The organism is Bordetella genomosp. 11 (genome assembly GCF_002261215.1).
GTDB lineage: Bacteria > Pseudomonadota > Gammaproteobacteria > Burkholderiales > Burkholderiaceae_B > Bordetella_C.
The window spans coordinates 3,567,951-3,587,558 of sequence record NZ_NEVS01000004.1; the positions used below are offsets into that span (position 1 = coordinate 3,567,951).

Annotated in this window: 17 protein-coding genes; 7 read left to right on the plus strand and 10 right to left on the minus strand. The window is 65.1% G+C overall.

What is annotated here, in order from left to right:
• Window positions 1-2: 2 nt before the first annotated feature.
• The 7 genes from tssG to tssA all read right to left on the minus strand — a co-directional run bounded on the left by tssG (window position 3) and on the right by tssA (window position 7,477).
• On the minus strand, window positions 3-1,049 hold the full coding sequence (gene tssG / locus CAL28_RS23700) for a type VI secretion system baseplate subunit TssG (RefSeq protein WP_094843611.1): 1,047 nt from the start codon (window positions 1,047-1,049) through the stop codon (window positions 3-5).
• Entirely contained in the window at window positions 1,034-2,914 is a 1,881-nt protein-coding gene (gene tssF, locus CAL28_RS23705; RefSeq protein ID WP_094843612.1) for a type VI secretion system baseplate subunit TssF, read from the minus strand. The genes tssG and tssF overlap by 16 nt, the downstream gene beginning before the upstream one ends.
• Window positions 2,911-3,423 (minus strand): type VI secretion system baseplate subunit TssE, encoded by a 513-nt coding sequence (gene tssE, locus CAL28_RS23710; protein WP_094843613.1) that lies wholly within the window; start codon window positions 3,421-3,423, stop codon window positions 2,911-2,913. Before tssE ends, tssF begins: the two co-directional genes overlap by 4 nt.
• 110 nt (window positions 3,424-3,533) lie before the next feature.
• On the minus strand, window positions 3,534-4,028 hold the full coding sequence (locus CAL28_RS23715) for a type VI secretion system tube protein Hcp (RefSeq protein WP_094843614.1): 495 nt from the start codon (window positions 4,026-4,028) through the stop codon (window positions 3,534-3,536).
• 105 nt (window positions 4,029-4,133) lie between these two features.
• A complete protein-coding gene (gene tssC / locus CAL28_RS23720; protein WP_094843615.1) occupies window positions 4,134-5,636 on the minus strand; it encodes a type VI secretion system contractile sheath large subunit in 1,503 nt (500 codons plus the stop codon).
• Between the two features lie 27 nt (window positions 5,637-5,663).
• Complete coding sequence (gene tssB / locus CAL28_RS23725) at window positions 5,664-6,248, minus strand: type VI secretion system contractile sheath small subunit (RefSeq protein ID WP_094843616.1); 585 nt, start codon at window positions 6,246-6,248, stop codon at window positions 5,664-5,666.
• Between the two features lie 14 nt (window positions 6,249-6,262).
• Window positions 6,263-7,477 carry a type VI secretion system protein TssA gene (tssA, locus tag CAL28_RS29605; RefSeq protein WP_176464087.1) on the minus strand — a complete coding sequence of 405 codons (1,215 nt, stop codon included), beginning with the start codon at window positions 7,475-7,477 and terminating at the stop codon, window positions 6,263-6,265.
• Here tssA and CAL28_RS29610 point away from each other — a divergent pair.
• Window positions 7,436-8,959 (plus strand): DUF3626 domain-containing protein, encoded by a 1,524-nt coding sequence (locus CAL28_RS29610; RefSeq protein WP_176464088.1) that lies wholly within the window; start codon window positions 7,436-7,438, stop codon window positions 8,957-8,959. The two genes, tssA and CAL28_RS29610, sit on opposite strands and share 42 nt — an antisense overlap.
• A gap of 78 nt (window positions 8,960-9,037) precedes the next feature.
• Window positions 9,038-9,847 carry an alpha/beta fold hydrolase gene (locus CAL28_RS23735; protein ID WP_094843618.1) on the plus strand — a complete coding sequence of 270 codons (810 nt, stop codon included), beginning with the start codon at window positions 9,038-9,040 and terminating at the stop codon, window positions 9,845-9,847.
• On the opposite strand, the gene CAL28_RS29615 is transcribed toward CAL28_RS23735, so the two are convergent.
• Window positions 9,813-10,505: a hypothetical protein gene (locus CAL28_RS29615; RefSeq protein WP_141218241.1), complete on the minus strand. Its 693-nt coding sequence runs from the start codon at window positions 10,503-10,505 to the stop codon at window positions 9,813-9,815. The genes CAL28_RS23735 and CAL28_RS29615 overlap by 35 nt on opposite strands.
• Before the next feature lie 231 nt (window positions 10,506-10,736).
• Here CAL28_RS29615 and CAL28_RS23745 point away from each other — a divergent pair, with 231 nt between their 5' ends.
• Window positions 10,737-11,228 (plus strand): MgtC/SapB family protein, encoded by a 492-nt coding sequence (locus CAL28_RS23745; RefSeq protein ID WP_094843620.1) that lies wholly within the window; start codon window positions 10,737-10,739, stop codon window positions 11,226-11,228.
• 7 nt (window positions 11,229-11,235) lie between these two features.
• Here the strand turns inward: CAL28_RS23745 and CAL28_RS23750 are convergent, their stop codons facing one another.
• On the minus strand, window positions 11,236-12,687 hold the full coding sequence (locus CAL28_RS23750; protein ID WP_094843621.1) for an aminotransferase-like domain-containing protein: 1,452 nt from the start codon (window positions 12,685-12,687) through the stop codon (window positions 11,236-11,238).
• A gap of 249 nt (window positions 12,688-12,936) precedes the next feature.
• Between CAL28_RS23750 and CAL28_RS23755 the strand changes: the two genes are divergently transcribed.
• Genes CAL28_RS23755 through CAL28_RS23770 form a run of 4 tightly spaced genes read left to right on the plus strand, consistent with a single transcriptional unit; the run spans window position 12,937 to window position 18,665 of the window.
• Window positions 12,937-16,113, plus strand: a complete 3,177-nt coding sequence (locus CAL28_RS23755; RefSeq protein ID WP_254926211.1) for a response regulator — start codon at window positions 12,937-12,939, stop codon at window positions 16,111-16,113.
• A complete protein-coding gene (locus CAL28_RS23760; protein ID WP_254926212.1) occupies window positions 16,089-16,943 on the plus strand; it encodes a CheR family methyltransferase in 855 nt (284 codons plus the stop codon). Before CAL28_RS23755 ends, CAL28_RS23760 begins: the two co-directional genes overlap by 25 nt.
• Complete coding sequence (locus CAL28_RS23765; protein ID WP_094843624.1) at window positions 16,940-17,563, plus strand: chemotaxis protein CheB; 624 nt, start codon at window positions 16,940-16,942, stop codon at window positions 17,561-17,563. Before CAL28_RS23760 ends, CAL28_RS23765 begins: the two co-directional genes overlap by 4 nt.
• Window positions 17,556-18,665, plus strand: a complete 1,110-nt coding sequence (locus CAL28_RS23770; RefSeq protein ID WP_176463918.1) for a hybrid sensor histidine kinase/response regulator — start codon at window positions 17,556-17,558, stop codon at window positions 18,663-18,665. Before CAL28_RS23765 ends, CAL28_RS23770 begins: the two co-directional genes overlap by 8 nt.
• Here the strand turns inward: CAL28_RS23770 and CAL28_RS23775 are convergent.
• Window positions 18,631-19,608: a sterol desaturase family protein gene (locus CAL28_RS23775; RefSeq protein ID WP_094843625.1), complete on the minus strand. Its 978-nt coding sequence runs from the start codon at window positions 19,606-19,608 to the stop codon at window positions 18,631-18,633. The two genes, CAL28_RS23770 and CAL28_RS23775, sit on opposite strands and share 35 nt — an antisense overlap.

Sequence of the window (19,608 nt, forward strand, 5' to 3'; positions counted from 1 at the left end):
CTCTAGCGCGTATCGTGAATGTTTCTGTGCGGTTGAATGTGCAACATCGCCGGCTTACCGGCGTTTTTCTTCCACCCCAGCCAGCTGGTGTATGCCAAGCGCGCGCGGCCATCGAACCGCATGCCGATGGCGGCTTCGGGCTTTAGCCGCAGCTCGATATCCCACAGCAGCAGGCCCCCGGTGTATAGATCGACCCATTCGACCAGCCGCCGGTGGCTTGCCGCGCCGGGCAGCAGGCGGTGCATCTCGCTTTTCCCCACCGGGCCGATGACAATGCGGAACTTGCTCTGCCGGTCCCACACGCGTTTTCCGACCACCAGGCCCTTGCCGAGCGTGCTTCCGGCATGGCCTCGCAGCGCTGTCCGGTCCCGCCTCGACAGTCGAAGCCACAGTCCCACGAACTGCCGTATCGCCACCGGCACGCAGAGATACCGCGACAGCAACAGACCCAGGCCGCTGGCGTGCCGGGTTCGCGTGGCGAGCAGGGCGCAGAACTGCAATTTGTCCAATTCGTCGACGCAGGCCCGCGGCGTCGGGGTGGGCGTGGCGACGGGCATGGACGTGGGCGGGGACAGGCCGGACAGGCTGGCGACATAATGGGCATAGCCTTCGGCCCGCGCCGGCCCCCGATCCAGGCCCACCACCGGCTGCGCCGCCGCCCAGGCGCGATAGAACAGGGACAGCTGGCGGTGCTGGAAGATGTCCAGGAAACCAACGAGCGTCGGGTCGCCGGCATGCACCAGGCGGTTGTGCGTATATTCCAGAAAGTACAGCGGCATCGGGCCATTGGGGCCCAATAGCCCCGGCACGTTGACGACCAGCCGGGCAGGCCGTCCATCGCTGGCCGGCCGGTATTCGGCCAGCTCGGCCGACGTAAAGTCCAATCGCGGCCTTTGCCCCAGCCTGACGGCATCGTCGCCCGGACGCAGGGACCGGCCTAGCCCAGGCCGATCCGGATGGGCGGAGTCGATCAGGCGCAGCGCCTGGAACAGGCCAAAGCCCGGAGTATCGCGGGCCAGCGCGCCGTCGGCGTTCAAAGCGTGTGGCACAAGCCTTCCCTGCCCCGCCAGCGCATGATCTCACCGCGGGTCGGCGTGCGCGCAACCGTCTCGGTGAAGTGATTGATCGATACGTAGCCCGAAAAGAACGCCTGCAGCACGGCGGAAAACAGGAAAGCGCTGCCGCCCTGGAAAGCGCCGTCATCCAGGGTGAGCGTGACCTCCAGCCCCCGGCCGAAGCAGGCGGGACCGGGCAGCGGCAGCCGCCGTGTCACGCCCCGCGATGCGACGCCGACGAGGCCCGTGATTTGACGTTTGCCCACGGCATCGGTCTCATGGCAATAAAGGTCCAGCAGTTCACGCAGTGTGCGAGCCGCCGTGTCGGCGCCGTCGTCCAGCAGCGATCGGTAGTTCAGCGACAGATGGTTCAACAGCCGCCATGCCGCGGCGCCGTCCCCCATTCCGGGCCGCGGTTCGCTGGGCCCGGCGACGCAACGGACGCTCCGCACCGGCAGTTCGTCGTCGAAGAGGAAGTCCGTGGCGCCCACGCCTACTGGCATGGACAAGGGAAGATCGCGATTGGTGCAAAGCGCGTCGACGCCCAGCTGCTGGAGATGGCCACCGATGGGTGCGTCATGCATGTCGACCAGGGCGATATGGACGTCGCTGCCCATGTAGCGCGAACGCGCGCCGTCGCGCAGCTCCCGCTCCGTCGGTCGCCGCGGCTCGCGTCGCAACTGGAAAAACGCGCCGCCGGTCAGGCGCTGCGCTTGCGGGTCGCGCGCGCGGAAGAACGGTTCGAATATCCGCGGCGCTTCGTCGAACGCGCCGTAGCCGCGCGCGGCGTCGATGCTATAGATCTCGAAATCGATGGGCCGGCTGCGATCGGGCACCACATGGAACTCGAACTTGCCCGGCTCCAGGGCCACCCGGTCCGCACGGTGCGGAAACAGATTGATGGCCGGGGTGCAATGCAGGCAGAAGTTGGAAGCGTCGACGATTTTTCCGAGCTTGGCATCATAGGTGTCCAGCAGCAGGACCACATCGAACACGGCACCGTCGCAACGGCGCAGCGGCGCCTGGAGTCCGCGCAGCTCCACGAACAGATAACGTTCGGGGAAAGCGAAATATTCCTGTATCAGCCGATAGCCGCGAAACGCTTGACGCGACGGCGGCAGCAGCGCCTCGTCATCCGAAAAGCCCAGCGGCGCGACGCAGGCCGGTCCCAGGGGGAGCTGCCATCCCGCGGTATGCGAAGGCGCCGACGCCCACCCCTGCAGGACATGTCCCACGAGGATCTCGTAGAGCTTTGCCGGCAGCGCATCCGCGCCGCGCAGGAACAGCGGCAGACGGTCCAGGCTCAGCGACGCCGGCGGCACCTTGCCGTGCAGCTCGAAGCGCAGGCGCAGAACGGCTTCCGTATGGCGGCGCGTGTCGGGCGGCACGCTACCGACACTGCCCATATAGGGTGTGTACTCGGCCTCTCGCAACCGCAGGGGCCAGAGCGTCGTATCATGCGCGGTGCGATACTGGCAGCGCGTCGTCCCGTGCTTGTCCAGATTGCTTTTCAGGATGCTGGCGCGGGGGATCCGATGCCCTCCGGCCAGGCCGGGATGCCCCAAGTCCGGCTGGAACTGAACAACGGCCATCGACGGCGTAGGCGCGAGATACTGCGGGTAGATCATCTCCGCCAGGTGCCGGGTGAAGCGCGGGAACTCCGCTTCCAACTTCATCCGGGTCCGTGCCGCCAGGAAGCTGAAGCCCTCCAGCAACCGCTCGACATAGGGATCCGCGCATTCGAACCCCTCCAGTCCCAGCCGCCCGGCAATTTTGGGGTAGGCCGCGGCGAACTCGCTGCCCATTTCGCGGAGATACCGCAGCTCCTCGTTGTAATAGCGCAAGAATTCCGGGTTCATTGGCGTCCTTGCGACGAACTCGTGCCGACCCGCATCCGGCCGGTCTCCAGATCCAGCTCTGTCATCAGATACAAGCGCTCCGGATAGGGCTGCGCCCACAGATCGCCCTCGACGAGGAAGGCCATGGTGTTCCTGCCGGCATCCCGTTCGGGCGCGACAGGCGACACCTTCAGGGTATCGGCAAGGATCCTGGGTTCGAATCGCCGCAGCGTCTCGGCGATATCCCGGGCCAAGCCGAGCTTATCGACGTTCGATGCGACCTTGCCGGCGTAGTCGGGCAGGCCCGCATTCAGGACGGAATCGGCGATGGCGGGATACGCTTCCAGGTCGACCGCGTACAAGCTCCGCGCATTCAAAAGATGGCCGATATCCCGCAATACCCCATCGCGAAGCTGCCGCAGGGAAATCACCCTGCGCTCCCGGGATTCGAGCGCAGTATCGGGTTGTAAATCGGTCAGCCTATCGAGAAGCGCCGGCTGAAGCCGGTTCCTGCTGACGAGTTCGGCCATGCTGCTATTGGAGAATCAAGCGGGTGGGGTAGCGGCCGGGCTGCCTGTGTGGTTGCCCGGCCGCTACAGGCCGCAGCCTTAAGGTCGCTCAGCCAAAGGCTATGCGCAGATCAGAATGCCTGGTTCGCCACGCGATCGAAGCCGCGGGTGCCGGTGGGCTTGATCGTGCCGTCGTTGGTCATCTGGAACGTATTGATGGTGATTCGCTTGTAATAAATGAAGAAGTTATCGATGCCACCTACGTTGCCCGAATTGAAATCCAGAATGCTGCAGTTCTCGAGCTTCCAGCTTTCCGCGATCGTCAGCGTGTTCTGGCCGTCGCGGGTGTACTGATAGATCGTGATTTCGGGGATCGCGAGATGCTTGTCGAAAGCCGATGCCAGTTTGGGACTGGCGCCGCAATTGGGCTTGGCCACCACGATATCGGTGTAATTGACGGTACCCGGGCGCATCTGGCCACCCATTACGATCCGACCCGAATTGCCGGCCGTATAGCTGGCATTAAGCAAGTCCACCTGCCCTTCGGCGCCAGCCAACTCGGACATGCCGGGAATGTCCTTGCCGAAGTCACCCGTCCAGCGCAGCGGCTCTTGGCTCAAATCCATTGTGTTTCTCCTGATTCGTGTTACGCAAAAAAAAGCCGAATATCAAGCCAGACGGGAAGTTTCCGTCGGCTATGCAACGGCGGCGCAATGACGCGTCCGTCGTATTTACTTCCCTTCGACGGCGGGAAGCTTGCTGACCAACCGCAATGAAACGGTGAGCCCTTCAAGCTGGTAATGCGGTTTCAGATAAATCTTCGACGTATAGAAACCGGGGTTGCCCTCGACCTCTTCGACCGTGACGGCGGCATCGCTCAAGGGCTTCATGGCCTTGACGATCTCCGACGATTGCGTCGGCATCCCATCCATGTACTTCAGGATCCAACGGTATAGCCATCGTTGCATCTCTTCCTTCGTCTTGAAGGAACCGATCTTGTCGCGGGCGATGCACTTCAGGTAATGCGCGAAGCGGCAGCAGGCAAACAGATAGGGCAGGCGCGCCGACAGGTTGGCATTGGCTGTGGCTTCCGCATCGTCGTACTCGGTGGGAAGCTGCAGCGATTGCGCGCCGATGAAGGCCGCGGTTCCGCTATTCTTCATATGCACCAGCGGCAGGAATCCCGCCTTGGACAGCTCCGCTTCGCGGCGATCGCTGATCGCGACTTCGGTCGGGCAGACAACGTCGACGCCGCCATCGTCCGTCGGGAACAGGTGCACCGGCAGGCCGTCGACCGCGCCGCCGGATTCGACACCCCGGATGCGCGAGCACCAGCCGTATTCGACGAACGATCGATTGATGTTCACCGCCATGGCATAGGCGGCATTGGCCCAGGTGAAGCGGTCGGAATTGCCGGAACCCGTGTCCTCCTCGAACGCGAACTCGTCCACCGGGTTCGACCGCGCGCCATAGGGTGCACGAGCAAGGAAGCGCGGCAGCGCCAGGCCGATATAACGCGAATCCTCGGATTCGCGCAGCGCGCGCCAGGCGGCATGCTCGGGCGTCTGGAACAGCTTGTTGATATCGCGCGGATTGGCGAGGTCACGCCAAGATTCCAGCAGCATCACCGCGGGCGATGCGCCAGCCAGGAAGGGCGTGTGGGAAGCCGCGCAGATCTTCGCGATCTGGGTCAATAGATCGACGTCACGGGCGCTATTGTCGAAGTAGTAGTCGCCCACGAGGGTGCCGTACGGCTGGCCGCCGAACTGGCCGAACTCTTCCTCGTAGATCTTCTTGAAGAGAGGGCTTTGGTCCCACGCCGAACCTTTGTACTTCTTCAGCGTCTTGTACAGGTCCGTCTTGGAGACGTTCATGACGCGGATCTTCATCTGCTCGCTGGTCTCGGTATTGCTTACCAGGTAGTCCAGTCCGCGCCACGCGCCTTCCACCGTCCGGAACTCTTCGCAGTTCAAGATGGCGTTGATCTGCAACGTTAGCTTGCGGTCTATCTCTGCGACCATGGACTGTACCGTCTCCATGACATCGCCGGAGATCAGCTTGGCGTCTTTCAGCGCATACTCGGCCAGGGTCGTGATGGACTGCTCGACCGCGCGCCGCGCCTCGTCATTCTTGGGTCTGAATTCCTTCAGCAACAGGCTGGAGAAGTCGCCACCGACATCCTCGACTGCCGCTTGCCCGTTGGCCAGCTCAGCCACTGACACTGTTTCACTCATGCTCTATCCTCGTTAACTTCGGGAGATTTACGACTGCGGCGCCTCGTCGTTCCCCGGCTGGTCCGCCGCAGGGGCGTCCTGCGCGCCGGCTCCGGCGTCCGCGCCTTCCTGGTTGCCGGCCGGCTTGGCCGTTTCGGCCAGGGTCTGCATCAACGCGGGATCGGCCAACAGCTGGGACACCATGTCCTCGGCCGACACCTTTCCATCCATATAGGTCATCAGGTTGGACAAATGGCTGCGCGCTTCCAGCAGACGGCGCAAGGGCTCGACCTTGCGGGCAATGGCCGCGGGCGAGAAGTCGTCCATGGATTCGAACGTGATGTCCACGCCCAGATTCCCTTCGCCAGTCAAGGCATTGGGCACGGAGGTCGCCACGCGCGGTTTGATCGCGGCCATGCGGGCGTCGAAGTTCTCGCTATCGAACTCGAGGAACTTGCGCCCGGCGACCGGCGGCAGCTCTTCGAGCGACTGGCCGGACAAATCGGACATGACCCCCACGACGAACGGCAGGTTCACCTTCTTTTCCGATCCGTTTACCTCGACGTCATACTCGATCTGGACGCGGGGCGGACGCATGCGCCCGATCGACTTTTGACTACTTTCCTTTGCCATCCGGAATATCTCCGTTAGTGGGTTGAATAAGCTTCCGACGGATCGATACCGGGATGAGGCATCTCGGGACGAATACCAAGAAGAAAGCCGATTTCCGCAGATCCCTGCGGAGCCAGCTCAGACATGAGCTCGATGAAGTTCATATTGATGAGACGCTTGGCGCGCTGGAGCAGCACGGGCACCGGACTGCCCGGCTCCTGGTGCGCGTAGTACTCGCAAATGCGGTCCAATTGCCGGGCGACATCGTCGCGGCTGCGGATATCGCCATCCGCGCCGGCGCTCGGCATCGCGGCCGCATCGTCGACCTCGGCGTACTCGACCGAGGGAACGCACTCCGGCTCGACAGCCTCCACGGCCTTGCCGGGATGGTGCGAGAGATAGCCCTGCACCGCCCTGGCGGCGTGACGCAGGGCCGCGGGCAGCTTCTCCACCGCCAACGCGCCCCCCGGCTGCGTATGTTGGGCCAGCAGCGCCTCGATGCGCTCGAGACATCCGCATACGTATTCCAGCAGAGCCAGGCAGGCTTCGACATCCGCATAGCCAACAGCGTGAACAGCGGCTTCGATCAGGCCAGGCTCGGGCGCTTGTTCATCCGGGCGAGGCGCTATCTCTCCCGCCGCGATCTCGATATCGCGCAGACATACGGGTCCGAACATCGAAGAGCGGACCAATGGCGCAAGCCGGACCTGGCCCAGGACGCCATCCATGTCATCCAGCGCAACCAGAATGTTGAGCCGCTCCACGGGATCGTTGTCCTCGTCGAGCATGGGATGCACATGATCCCAATAACGCTCGATGCAGGTTTCGATGAAAGAGAGCCCGTCGGCCAGGCCGGGAAAGCCATGCTGGCCTACCAGCACGCGCACCAGCCACACGGCCAGGCGCAGATCGCGGGTACGCGCAAGCAGTTTCAGCACGAGCGGCTTGACCAGCTTCCAATCGGGACCGGCTGCCTCGATGCGCATGCTGCCGTACTCGACGGCCGCCGTGCCCTGCATGAGCCGCGCCAGCTCGATATAGTCAGCGTCGTATTGCAGATCCGGACCGCATGGCTGCTCGGCGGATATGTCCTGCAGATACTTGGACAGCTCTATGGTCGCCAGCCATGGTCGGGCGTGCCCCGCATCGCCCGCAAGAGTTCGATGTGCGCCAGGGGACACGGCGGCCTCGGACTGCAAGGCGCCGTCATGGACGGCGCCCTCAGCGGGAAGAACATCGATATCCGACACGATAATGTCTCTCTTGACTGCAGCTGGTGGGCTTTTGACTGGGGCTGCATCAATGCGAAGCGGTTTGCCTCGATCCAGCGATGCGGGCTGCGGGAAGCACATCCGGTGGGATGCACGCCGACAGACGAGACTTTAAGGGCGGTGCCGCGGATCAAGAATCGGAGAAATCTGAGGCGCGCAAAAGAGTTGCCATCGCCGATTTCGCGGTCTGCTTTTGCAGGCGTTTGTTTTCTATTTAGGCGCGGCATCCTGTACGCCATGACCGATGCGCGAACCGCGACGAATCCGCTTTTGGCATCGGATGGATCCGCCATGTTCGAGCGCCATCTTCCTATGGATGGCACGGCAAGTTCCTACTGGATCACGCCCGGTTTCTCGGCGCGCCACCCATGCCCGCGACGCTATGTTTATGCCTGGGTCGGGACCGCCAACCTGGCGCCCGACAGGACAGGTCTAACAAAGATGACGGAAACAGCGATACAAGCCGCCCAGGACAAAGCCAAACTAGCCCACATGCGCCTGGCGCGCAACCAGGTACTGGGGATGCGCGACTATGTGGATGACAGAACGAACTACCGGCATGCCGCGGCCGAACGAATCCAGGAGATTTGCAACGTCCCTGCCAGCCAGGCGCCCCGTGTACTTGATGCCATGATTTCGGTGCTCACGCACGGGAGGCTGACGATCAACTTCTGCGCGGCCAACTTCTTCCTGGAGGTAAACCGCAGCGACACCTACGGCAATTGCTTCGAACGGTCCGTCGCGAACCGGGATAAGGAGTCTTACCTGGAGAAGCGGAACAACATAGAGAAGAAACTGTTCGATTACCCGGGCGACTCGGCCAGGTATGTGCGCGGTAGCGGCATGAGCAGTGCGCATCGACGCTATGCGAACCCCCGGTCCGCAAGAGAGGAGATTGCCTATCACGCAACGCGATCGCCGAACTGGGCCATGATGCGTCCGCGTTACGGGGCGTTGGACTTCGGCCACTGCATTCATGGCGGAGCCAGCCTGGGCGATTACGGGAAGAGTTTTTTCGTGCTTCGCGGCCACATGAAGACGGCGGCTACCTACACCGCCACCGATACGTTTTCCGTGGCGGAGGACCTGAAGCGCCGACGGGCCCAATATGGCGGCATCGCGCCCACCACGCACCAGGTGGCGGCGCGATTGCATGAAATGGAGAAAATCATCTACTACGCGCATCCCGGCATGGTGCGGCAGATCTACGCGTACGGCATGCGACTGAAACAGCGTGGCTCCGAAGCGGCCATTAACTGGCACTTGCCCGGACACCTGACGCTCAACTACATCGAAGCCCAGCTGCATGCGGACCTGAGCTTCGAACGGGACGTGGAGTATATGTTCCTGTGCGCGTCGGAGATCAATGTGGCCCGCGGCCCGTCGTACAACCATCACGAGGTCCACAAGCACGCGGAGATGTTCGCACGCAGGCATGGCCTGACGCTGCGCTACCAGTAGCGGCCACCGAAGCGCGGCCGCCGCCGGGCCGGGCTAGAATCGGGGCGCCAGCCGATGTCCAGGCCGTCCCTTCACGCCATGTCCGCCGATTATCCGTTTCCAATTCATTCCCCCGACCCCGCCGAAGCCGGGTTGGCCCATGCCGTCTCGGGCAATGCCCCCCCGCTCCTGCTGGTCCACGGATCGTTGTGCGATTTGCGCTACTGGAAGGCACAGGCGCCGGCGCTGTCGCGCGACTTCCGGGTTTATGCGGTCAGCCTGCCGGGGTACTGGCCCGCCGGCCCGGATGCCGACCTGGCGGCGTTTTCGGTGGAAAACCACGCCACTGCCCTTGCTGCGTTCATCGACCGGCATTGCGGCGGCAGCGCGCACGTCGTGGGACATTCGCGCGGCGGGCGCATTGCATTCGAACTGGCGCGCCGCCATCCCGGCAAGGTGCGGGGACTGGTACTGGCCGACCCCGGCCTGATGCTGGACGAACGCGACGACAGCCGCGACGACTTTCGCCGTCGCGCGCTGGACTGCATCCAGGCCGGCAATGTCGAACAGGGGTTGGCCCTGTTCATCGACACGGTCAGCGGCGCGGATACCTGGCGCCGCATGGTGCCCTGGTTCAAGGAAATGGCGATCGCCAATGCCCACACCCTGGCGGCGCAGGCGCAGGAAGCCCCCTACGTGCTGACCGAAAAGGACGCGCGCGCCGTCACGCATCCGACGCTGCTGATCGGCGGCGCCCTCAGTCCGCATCCCTACCCCGCCATCCTGGATGCCTTGCAGAACTGGCTGCCGCACGCGCAGTCCTTGCGCATCGCGGGTTCATCCCATGGCATGAACCTGGGGAACCCGCGCGCGTTCAACGAAGCGGTCCGCCGCTTCCTGGCGGCGTAGGCGGGGGCTCGTCCGGAGCCACGCGCGCGGTGATGGGCGACCCGGCAGGATCCCGGCGATGGAAGACCAGGGTGGGCGCCGTCGAGGCCGCGCCGCCGCTTTCAATGGATGCCGGCGCGGGACTGGCGGGCGGACTCGATGGTTGACTCCCGCCGTGACTGCCATGGAAGGGGTCGCCCAGGCCCGGCGGACGCGGCGGCAATGCCGGCGGGCCGCCGAATGAAGGCTTGCGGGTGGGCAGACTGCCGGCGGAACGGCCCGGTTTCAGGCGCACCCCCTCGATGGGCGGCAGCGATCCGGACGGCGACGGCGTGGCGGACGAGCCGCGCAAGGCGAAATCCGGCATGGACTTGCTGGAGAGCGACCCCGGGGAAATCTGCAGGCCGCGGCACCGGCTCGAATCGACGGCGGCGAAGTCCAGCTTGCGCAGGCTGGCACGCGGCGCGCCTGGCGTGGCGCTGCGCATGGGCGGCGGACTCGACGACCGCGTACGGATGATGCGGCCGACCATGCGGCTGACGGACCGCGCGGCGCGCGTCGCGCGTCCCTTGCATGCCCTGAACAAGCGTTCACTCAGCCTGCCTCGCGGCGGCTCGACGCCCCCCATGCCAGCCGCGCCAGGCACGGACAGCGATATGGTGTTGTTGTGTATAGCCATCTGATGAATCTCCAGGACGCGGCCACTGTAGCGGCGCGGTGCGCCCCGGTCTGTCAGCCGGGAACGCGTCAGGAAGTGCCCGGCGCGTCTTTCGCACCGGAAGCGCGCCGGCGCAAGCTTCCTGCAATCGCCTTGCGCTGTAGGACGAAATGACCGCATGTAGGACCGATTAACGGCGCTCGTGCTACAACACGGCGACAATAACCAGAAGGATCCGATCCCGAGGACGGCATGGACACCCTTACCGGCACCATTTGGCAGACGCTGCAGGAAGAATTTTCCGATATCGGCGATGCGGCAGCCTATACGCGCATCGTCATCCGCCTAGTCCTCGCCGTGCTGCTGGGCGGCATGATCGGCTACGAACGCGAACGCAGCGGCAAGGCGGCCGGCCTGAGAACGCATATGCTGGTCGCGCTGGGCGCGGCGCTGTTCGTGCTGGCGCCGCTGCAGGCCGGCATGGCGGTGGACGACGTGGGGCGCGTCCTGCAAGGCATTATTTCGGGTATTGGCTTCCTGGGCGCCGGCGCCATCATCAAGTCCAGCGCGCAAGGCGAGATCAAGGGGCTGACGACGGCCGCCAGCATCTGGCTGACCGCCGCCATCGGCATCGCGGCCGGCATGGGCAAGGAAGTCCTGGCCATCGTAAGCGCCCTGCTGGCGCTGGCGATCCTGGATCTGCTGCACCGGCTGGAGCGGCGCATCGGCAACGGTACGCCCTGAGCGCCCGTCAGCGCTGCCGGGAGGCCTCCCCCGCGACGATCTCGCCCAGTACGCGCATCGCGTCCTCGAGGGTGTCGTCCCACGGGTGGCCGTAGTTCAGCCGCAGGCAATCGCGAAATTCCCCGCGCGGCGAAAAAATCGGTCCTGGCGCCACGCTGATGCGCCGCGCCAGCGCCTCTCTGTATACCGCCAGCGCGTCGGCGCCCGGCGGCAATTGCACCCACAGGAAATAGCCGCCCTGGGGACGCGAGGCTCGCGTCCCCTCGGGAAAGTAGCGTGCCAGCGCGGCCATCATCATCTGCTGCTGCCGCCCCAGCGTGGCGCGCAGCTGGCGCAGATGGCGATCGTAGCCGCCGTGATCCAGGTATTCGGCCAGCGCAAGCTGGTTGGGGCTGGGCGACGCCAGGGTGGTCATCAGCTTCTGGCGCTCGACATCCCGGGCGTAGCGCCCGGCGGCCACCCATCCCACCCGATAGCCCGGCGCCAGGCATTTGGAGAACGACGCGCAATGCAGTACCAGGCCCTCGCGGTCGTAGGCCTTGGCGGGCAGCGGACGCGCGCGGCTGAAGTAGAGCTCGCCGTAGACGTCGTCCTCGATCAAGGGAATGCCATGCCGGGCCAGCAGCGCGACCAGCGCCTGCTTGCCGGATTCCGGCATGAGGCTGCCGGTGGGGTTCTGGAAATTCGACATGATCCAGCAGGCCTGCGGCCGATGCCGGCGTATCGCCTGCGCCAGCGCGTCCAGCTGGATGCCGGTGCGCGGGCTGGTCGGTACCTCGACCGCGTGCAGTTTCATGCGCTCCAGCGCCTGCAGGGTCGCGTAGAACGCCGGCGATTCGATCAATACCGTGTCCCCTGGCCGCGTCACCGACATCAAGGCCAGTTGCAGGGCCTCCATTGCCCCGTTGGTGATCACCAGGTCGTCGCCGTGCACGTCCATGCCGTCGATCAAATACCGCACGGCGATCTGGCGGCGCAGCGCGGCGTTGCCGGTGAACATATCGCCGATCGTGCTGCGGGCGTCCATGCGCCGCAGTCCGGCCTTCAAGGCGGAGGCCAGGCGCACCAGGGGAAACAGGCTCGGCGACGGGAAGGCGGAGCCGAACGGAACCGTATCGGGATCCCGCACCGAGCCCAGCACTTCGAACGCCAGTGCCGCGACGTCCACCTGGGCCGGATTGCCATCCGGCCGGGAGACTTCGGGTTCGGGCGGCGCGCGGCGGCGCGGGTTGACGTAGTAGCCGGAGCGATCGCGCGCCTGGATGTAGCCGCGCGCTTCCAGCAGGTAATACGCCTGGAAGATGGTGGAGACGCTGACGCGCCGCGCCGTGCTGGCCTGCCGCACGGAGGGCAGCCGGTCGCCGGCGCGCAGGGTGCCGGCTTCGATGGACCGGGCGATGTCGCCGGCCACGGCTTCATAGCGTTTGAGCGGCGCCGGTTCGCTGGAGGAATCTGCCATGGGTGAACGGGGTGTGCTGGGGGAATCGCGCCGCGGCGGACCGCATCAGTTCCACTTCCGCGCAACCCGGACCATATCAGTTTAGGCGGCCGTCCGGGGGGTGGAAAGCCGGGTTTCCCGGGCAGGCACGCTAGTTGCTGATGCGCCGCCCGCTACGATACAGGAAGTAACCTGCGGTACTATTTCTGCCGCCCACCGAATAGCGAATCCCTTTCATTCGTCATCATGCCACCCACAGTTAAAGACGAAATGCCGATTCACCTCGGCATCGCGGTTCTCAGCGTGCTGATCTTTGCCATCGACATCGTGCTGCCGATCGGTATCGCCGTGTGGGTCTTCTACATGCTGCCCGTGGTGCTTTGCGTATTCCAGCGACATAAATACCTGCCGCTGATGATCGCCATGCTGGAGCTGGTGTTTATCGTCGCGGGGACGTTCCTGCCCCTGGGTTATGGAATCCCCCTGCAGAACATGATGAACCGCGGATTCGGTGTCGTGACGCTGTTTGCCACGGCGGGGCTGGTCGTGCAGGTCATCGGGGCGCGCCTGAACGCCCAGCGCCTGATGTGGTTGCAGCAGGGCGAAAGCGCGCTGGCGCAGGACCTGCTGGGCGAACAGAGCGTGCAGGATATCGGGCGCAACGCGATGCGCGCGCTGGCCCGGGTGATGAACGCGCAGGTCGGCGCCTTGTACCGGCTGCAGCGGGGCGCCTTGTCCCGCGTGGGCGGCTATGGGGATGACCGAAACCCGGACGGCGAATCCGCGACGCCCGGGCGTGGCATGGCGCTGGAGGTCGCGGCGCAGGGGACCCCCCTGGTGGTGCGCGACCTGCCGGCCGATTACATTCGCGTCAATTCGGGGGTGGGGGACGCCCCGCCTCGCGCGCTGCTCATCGCGCCCGTTACGGCCGACGGCCGGGTGCAGGGCGTCGTGGAGCTGGGCTTCCTGAGCGATAGCGGCGACTTCGAACGCGAGCTGGAATTGCTGCGGGCGGCGGGCGAGGTTATCGGCATGGCTTTGCGCTCGGCCCTGTATCGCGAACACCTGAAGGAATTGCTGGAAGAGACGCAGCGCCAGAGCGAGGAACTGCAGGCACAGCAGGAAGAGCTGCGCGTCTCCAATGAGGAACTGGAAGAACAGGGCCGCGCCTTGCGGGAATCGCAAAGCCGCCTGGAGCAGCAGCAGACCGACCTGATGCAAAGCAACGCCCGTCTGGAAGAACATACCCAGACGCTGGAGCGGCAGAAGCGCGAGCTGCAGCGCGCGCGCGAGACGCTGGAAACCAATGCGCGCGAATTGTCCCGCGCCAGCCGCTATAAGTCGGAGTTCCTGGCCAATATGTCGCACGAGCTGCGCACGCCGCTGAACAGCTCGCTGATCCTGTCGCAGATGCTGGCCGACCCCAAGTCGGCCGCTTTGCCGCCAGGGGAAATCCAGCGCTACGCGCGCACCATCCACGCCTCCAACGCGGACCTGCTGACCCTTATCAACGACATCCTGGACCTGTCCAAGATCGAGGCGGGCCATGTCGACCTGGCGCCGGAAACCGTGTCGGCCGCCGGCATACTGGAGCCCATCCGCCAGATGTTCGAGCCCATCGCGGCCGGCAAGCAGCTGGACTTCCGCATCGACATCCACGACAGCGCGCCCACCACCTACGTCACCGACGCGGCGAAGCTCCAACAGGTACTGAAGAACCTGCTGGCCAACGCATTCAAGTTCACCGACCGGGGAGAGGTAGTGCTGTCGGTGCAAGGCGGGGCCGAAGGCCGCGTGGCCTTTGCCGTGCGCGACACGGGTATCGGCATCCCGCCACAGCAGCAAGAGGTTATCTTCGAGGCGTTCCGCCAGGCCGACGGCACGACCAGCCGCAAGTACGGCGGCACCGGTCTGGGGCTGTCGATCTCGCGCGAACTGACGCGCCTGCTGGGCGGCGAACTGCGCGTGGCCAGCGCGGAAGGCCAGGGCAGCACTTTCACCGCCGAGATCGCCGCGGACCTGAGCAAGCACCTGCCGGCCGACGATACGGAGGACGCCGCGACGCGCGCGGCCGGCGGGGGCGCGACAGCCCCCACCGAGGCCACCGGCCGCGACGCGGCGGCGATCGCCAGCGCGCGGACCCGGTCCGCCCATCCCGGCAATGTCGCGCCCAGGAACGAGCGCCAGGCCGAGGCGGATGCCGCGCGGGCGGCGATGCCGGCGCACATCGGCGTGTTCAAGCCGGCGCGCGGCGACATCGACGAACGGCGCCGCGAACGGCTGGTCATGGTCATCGAAGACGACGAGCGATTCGCCGACATTCTGTACGAACTGGCGCATGAACTGGACTTCGATTGCGTCCTGGTCTCGCACGGCGCCGAAGCCATGCGGCTGGCGCGCGAACTGCGCCCCAGCGGCATCCTGCTGGACGTCGGCCTGCCGGACCAATCGGGGCTGAGCGTGCTGGACCAGCTCAAGCACGACCCGGCCACGCGGCACATTCCCATCCACGTCATTTCGGTGGCCGACCACATACAAACCGCGCTGGAGCTCGGCGCGGTGGGATACGCGCTGAAGCCGGTCGCCCGCGAGGAACTGGTAGAGGCCTTCCAGCGCGTGGAAGAAAAACTGCAAAGACGCGCGAGCCGCGTGCTGGTGGTGGAGGACGACCCGGACCTGCGCGCCAGCATATCGCTGCTGCTGAAGGCCGACGACATCGAGATCACGACCGCAGGCACCGTCGCCGAGGCCCTGGAGCATCTGTCCGCGCGCACCTTCGACTGCATGGTCATGGACCTGATGCTGCCGGACGCCTCCGGCTACGACCTGCTGGAGCAAATGGGCACCGGCCGCAAGTACGCCTTCCCGCCCGTCATCGTCTATACGGGACGTGCCCTGACGCGCGACGAAGAGCAGCGTTTGCGCCGCTACTCGCGCTCCATCATCATCAAGGGGGCGAAATCGCCGGAGCGGCTGGTCGACGAGGTCACGCTATTCCTGCACCGTGTGGAGGCGACGCTGCCGCCGGACCAGCAGAAGCTTTTGATGCAGGCCCGGCAACGCGATATGGTGTTCGAAGGCCGCCGCATCCTGCTGGTGGAAGACGACGTGCGCAATATTTTTGCCTTGTCCAGCGTGCTGGAGCCCCTGGGCGCACGGCTTCTGGTGGCGCGCAACGGCCGCGAAGCCCTGGATGCGCTGGCCGCCGACGCGCACGTCGATATCGTCCTGATGGACTTGATGATGCCCGAAATGGACGGCCTGACCGCCACCCGCGAGATCCGCAAGCGTCCGGAACTGCGCGATCTGCCCATCATCGCGCTGACCGCGAAGGCGATGACGGACGACCGCCGCAACTGCCTGGAGGCGGGAGCCAACGACTATATCGCCAAGCCGATCGACGTGGACAAGCTGGTTTCACTATGCCGAGTCTGGATGCCCAAGTAAGCGGCCCGGCCGCGATGGATGCGCTGTTCGACCTGGAGCTCAAGCTTCTGCTCGAGGCGGTCTATCTTCGCTATCAGCACGACTTCCGCGGCTATGCTGTCGCGTCGATGCGCCGCCGCGTCCGGCAGGCCATGGTGCATTTCGGCTGCGCCACCGTCAGCCAGTTGCAGGACAGGGTGCTGCACCAGCCGCCGATATTCGCGCAGATGCTGCAGTACTTCACGGTACAGGTCAGCGACATGTTCCGCGACCCGGACTACTTCCGCGCGGTACGCGAGCATGTGGTTCCGGTGCTGCGGACGTACCCGTCGGTGAAGCTCTGGGTGGCCGGCTGCAGCAGCGGCGAGGAAGTCTGGTCCCTGGCCATCCTGCTGGACGAAGAGGACCTGCTGTCGCGCACGCTGATCTACGCGACGGACATCAATAGCGAGGCCCTGCGCGTGGCCGAAAGCGGCATCTATCCGGTGGACCGCTTCGCGCAATTCAGCCGCAACTATCGGGAAAGCGGCGGTACGCGGTCGCTGTCGGACTACTACACGGCGAACCTGCACGATGCGCGGCTGGACCGGCGTCTGCGCGAACATATCGTGTTTGCCGACCACAGCCTGGCGACCGATAGCGTATTTTCGGAAGTGCACTTCATTTCCTGCCGCAATGTGCTGATCTACTTCAACCGCGAGCTGCAGGACCGCGCCGCCCAGCTGTTCCACGAGGCCCTGATAAGGCGCGGGTTCCTGGGCCTGGGCACGCGCGAAAGCCTGCGCTTTTCGTCGCAGTCCGGGCGATTCGCCGAAGTGGCGCCGCGCCAGCGCATATACCAGCGCCTATGAACGCCCCTGCCCGCCTCCCCCCTTCGCCGGTAGAACTCGTGGCCATCGGCGCATCCGCCGGCGGCGTGGACGCCATCGGCACGGTGCTGCAAGCCCTGCCCGCCCGCTTTCCCGCGGCGGTGGCCATCGTGCTGCACCTGCCTCCGGACCGGGACAGCCTGCTGCCGGAATTGTTCGGGGCGCGCTGCGCCCTGCCCGTCAAGGAAGTGGAGGACAAGGAGTTCATCGTGCCCGGGGTCGTCTACATCGCGGCGCCCGACTACCACATGCTGGTGGAGCCGGACCGCTCGTTCGCGCTGTCGCACGATGAGGCGGTGAACTTTTCGCGTCCCTCCATCGATCTGCTGCTGGAATCGGCGGCGATCGCCTATCGGGAGCGGCTGCTGGGCATCGTGCTGACCGGTGCCAGCCAGGATGGCGCGGCCGGCCTGCGGCGCGTGCGCGCCCTGGGCGGACAGGCATGGGTCCAGGATCCGGACAACGCCGATGTGCCGGCCATGCCGGCCAGCGCCATTGCGCTGGCCGGGGCCGACCGCATCATGGACAAATTCACGCTGGCGCGCGCGCTGGCCGATATGGGCAAAGCCCCTGGGAAAAACGGGAACAAGGACCGTGACTGAGAACGTCAACATCCTGGTCGTCGACGACATCGAGCAGAATCTGGTCGCGGTCGAAGCCCTGCTGGCCAGACCCGGCATTCAGGTGCTGCAGGCGCGCTCCGGCGTGCAGGCGCTGGAACTGCTGCTGGTCAACGAAGTGGCGCTGGCCCTGATCGATGTGCAGATGCCGGAGATGAACGGCTTCGAACTGGCCGAACTGATCCGGGGCAGCGAGCGCACGCGCAGCGTGCCCCTGATCTTCCTGACGGCCGGGACGAAAGAGCGCGAGGCGCATTTCCGCGGCTACGAGGCCGGCGCCGTCGATTTCCTGTACAAGCCGCTGGATGCGGACGTCCTGATCAGCAAGGTCAACGTCTTCGTCGAAATGCACAACCAGAAGAAAGTGATGGCGCGCCAGTTGGAAGAATTGCGCCAGGCCCTCACGCTGAACGAAATGTTCACCGCCGTGCTCGGGCACGACCTGCGCAATCCCTTGTCCGCGGTGCTGCACGGATCCGAACTGCTGCTGCGCGGTTCCGACGACCCCAAGGTCCGGACCAACGCGCAACGGATCCGTTTCAGCGCCGGACGCATGGCGCGCATGGTGGAACAACTGCTGGATGTGGCGCGGATCCGCTCCAACGGCCTGGCCCTGCAATGGGTACGCGCGGACTACGCGAGCGTCTGCCGCGCCATCGTGGACGAGATCGCCGACCCGGCGCAGCGCGAACGCGTGCAGTTGCGCATCGAGGGCGACACGCACGGCGACATCGATGTCGATCGGTTCTCGCAGGTGGTGTCCAACCTGCTGGGCAACGCGCTGCAGCACGGCGATCCGGCACACCCCGTGGTCATGCGGATCGATGGCCAGGCGCCCGCGCGCATCGTGGTGCAGGTGGCCAACCAGGGCGTGATCCCGGCCGCGCTGCTACCCGACCTGTTCAACCCATTCCAGGCAAGCATGGAAAGCCGGTTATCGAAAAACGGGCTGGGCCTGGGGCTTTATATCGTGAAGAAGTTCATCGACGCGCATGGCGGCACGGTAGCCGTGCGCTCCACGGCCAGCGAGGGCACGGCGTTCGACATCGTCATGCCGCGCGAGCGCGCCGCCGGCGCGACGTGAACAGCCGCTTGAACCCCAGCCACTGCTGGGACAGGAAAGTCTCGCCGTAATCGTGGCCGCCGGCATCGGGCAGTTGGTCCGCGATGCCGGTGGGGCCGTAGTTGCCGTCGAAGCGGGCGGTGCGGAACAGGATGTCCCAGATCGGGAAGATGACGGCGTAATTGCTGCCCACGACCTTGCCGGTGGGCGTCGTTTCGTAGGCAATGCCGTGATGCTCGCGGTGAAAGCGCGGACTGACGAGCAGGCGCTCGCCCAGCCTGCCGAAATGCAGCCGCAGATTGGCGTGCGAAAAGCTTTCGACCAATTGCAGGATGGCCACGATGGCGACGAACTGCGCCGGCGCCACGCCGATCAGCTGCGACACGACGACGATGACGACATCGTGCAGCAGGTCGTCCAGCAGATGATTGCGGTTGTCGCTCCACATGGTCATCTGGCGCTGGCTGTGGTGCACCGCGTGCAAGGTCCACATCCATTCGACGTTGTGCTGGGCGCGGTGATACAGGTATTCGACCAGGTCGAAGACGACCAGATAGATGGCCAGGCTTACCAGCGCATTGTCGGTCACGCCGGGCCAGAGGTAGTCCAGTTGCAGGGTGGGCAGGCCCCATACATGCAGGCTGCCGAAAATGGTGTCCCAGAACGGATCGATGGCGAAGAACAGCGCCACACGGAAGATACCGAGGCGGTGGATGATCGTGTAGAGGACATCCAGGCGCACGGCGCGGCGATCCGTGATGGGTTCGACCGGGCGCCAGCGCTGCAGCGGCCCGATCACGCAGATCAGCACGGCAAGCTGCAGCAGGCCGGCGATCAGCCACAGCGTGGCGTCGTAGGCGTCCTCGATGACACCGGACAGGCCCAGCTTGTACAGCACGGGCTGGATGACAGATTCGAACAGCCCTTCCTGGGCCATGCCGATCAGATGATTGAACGTATCCAT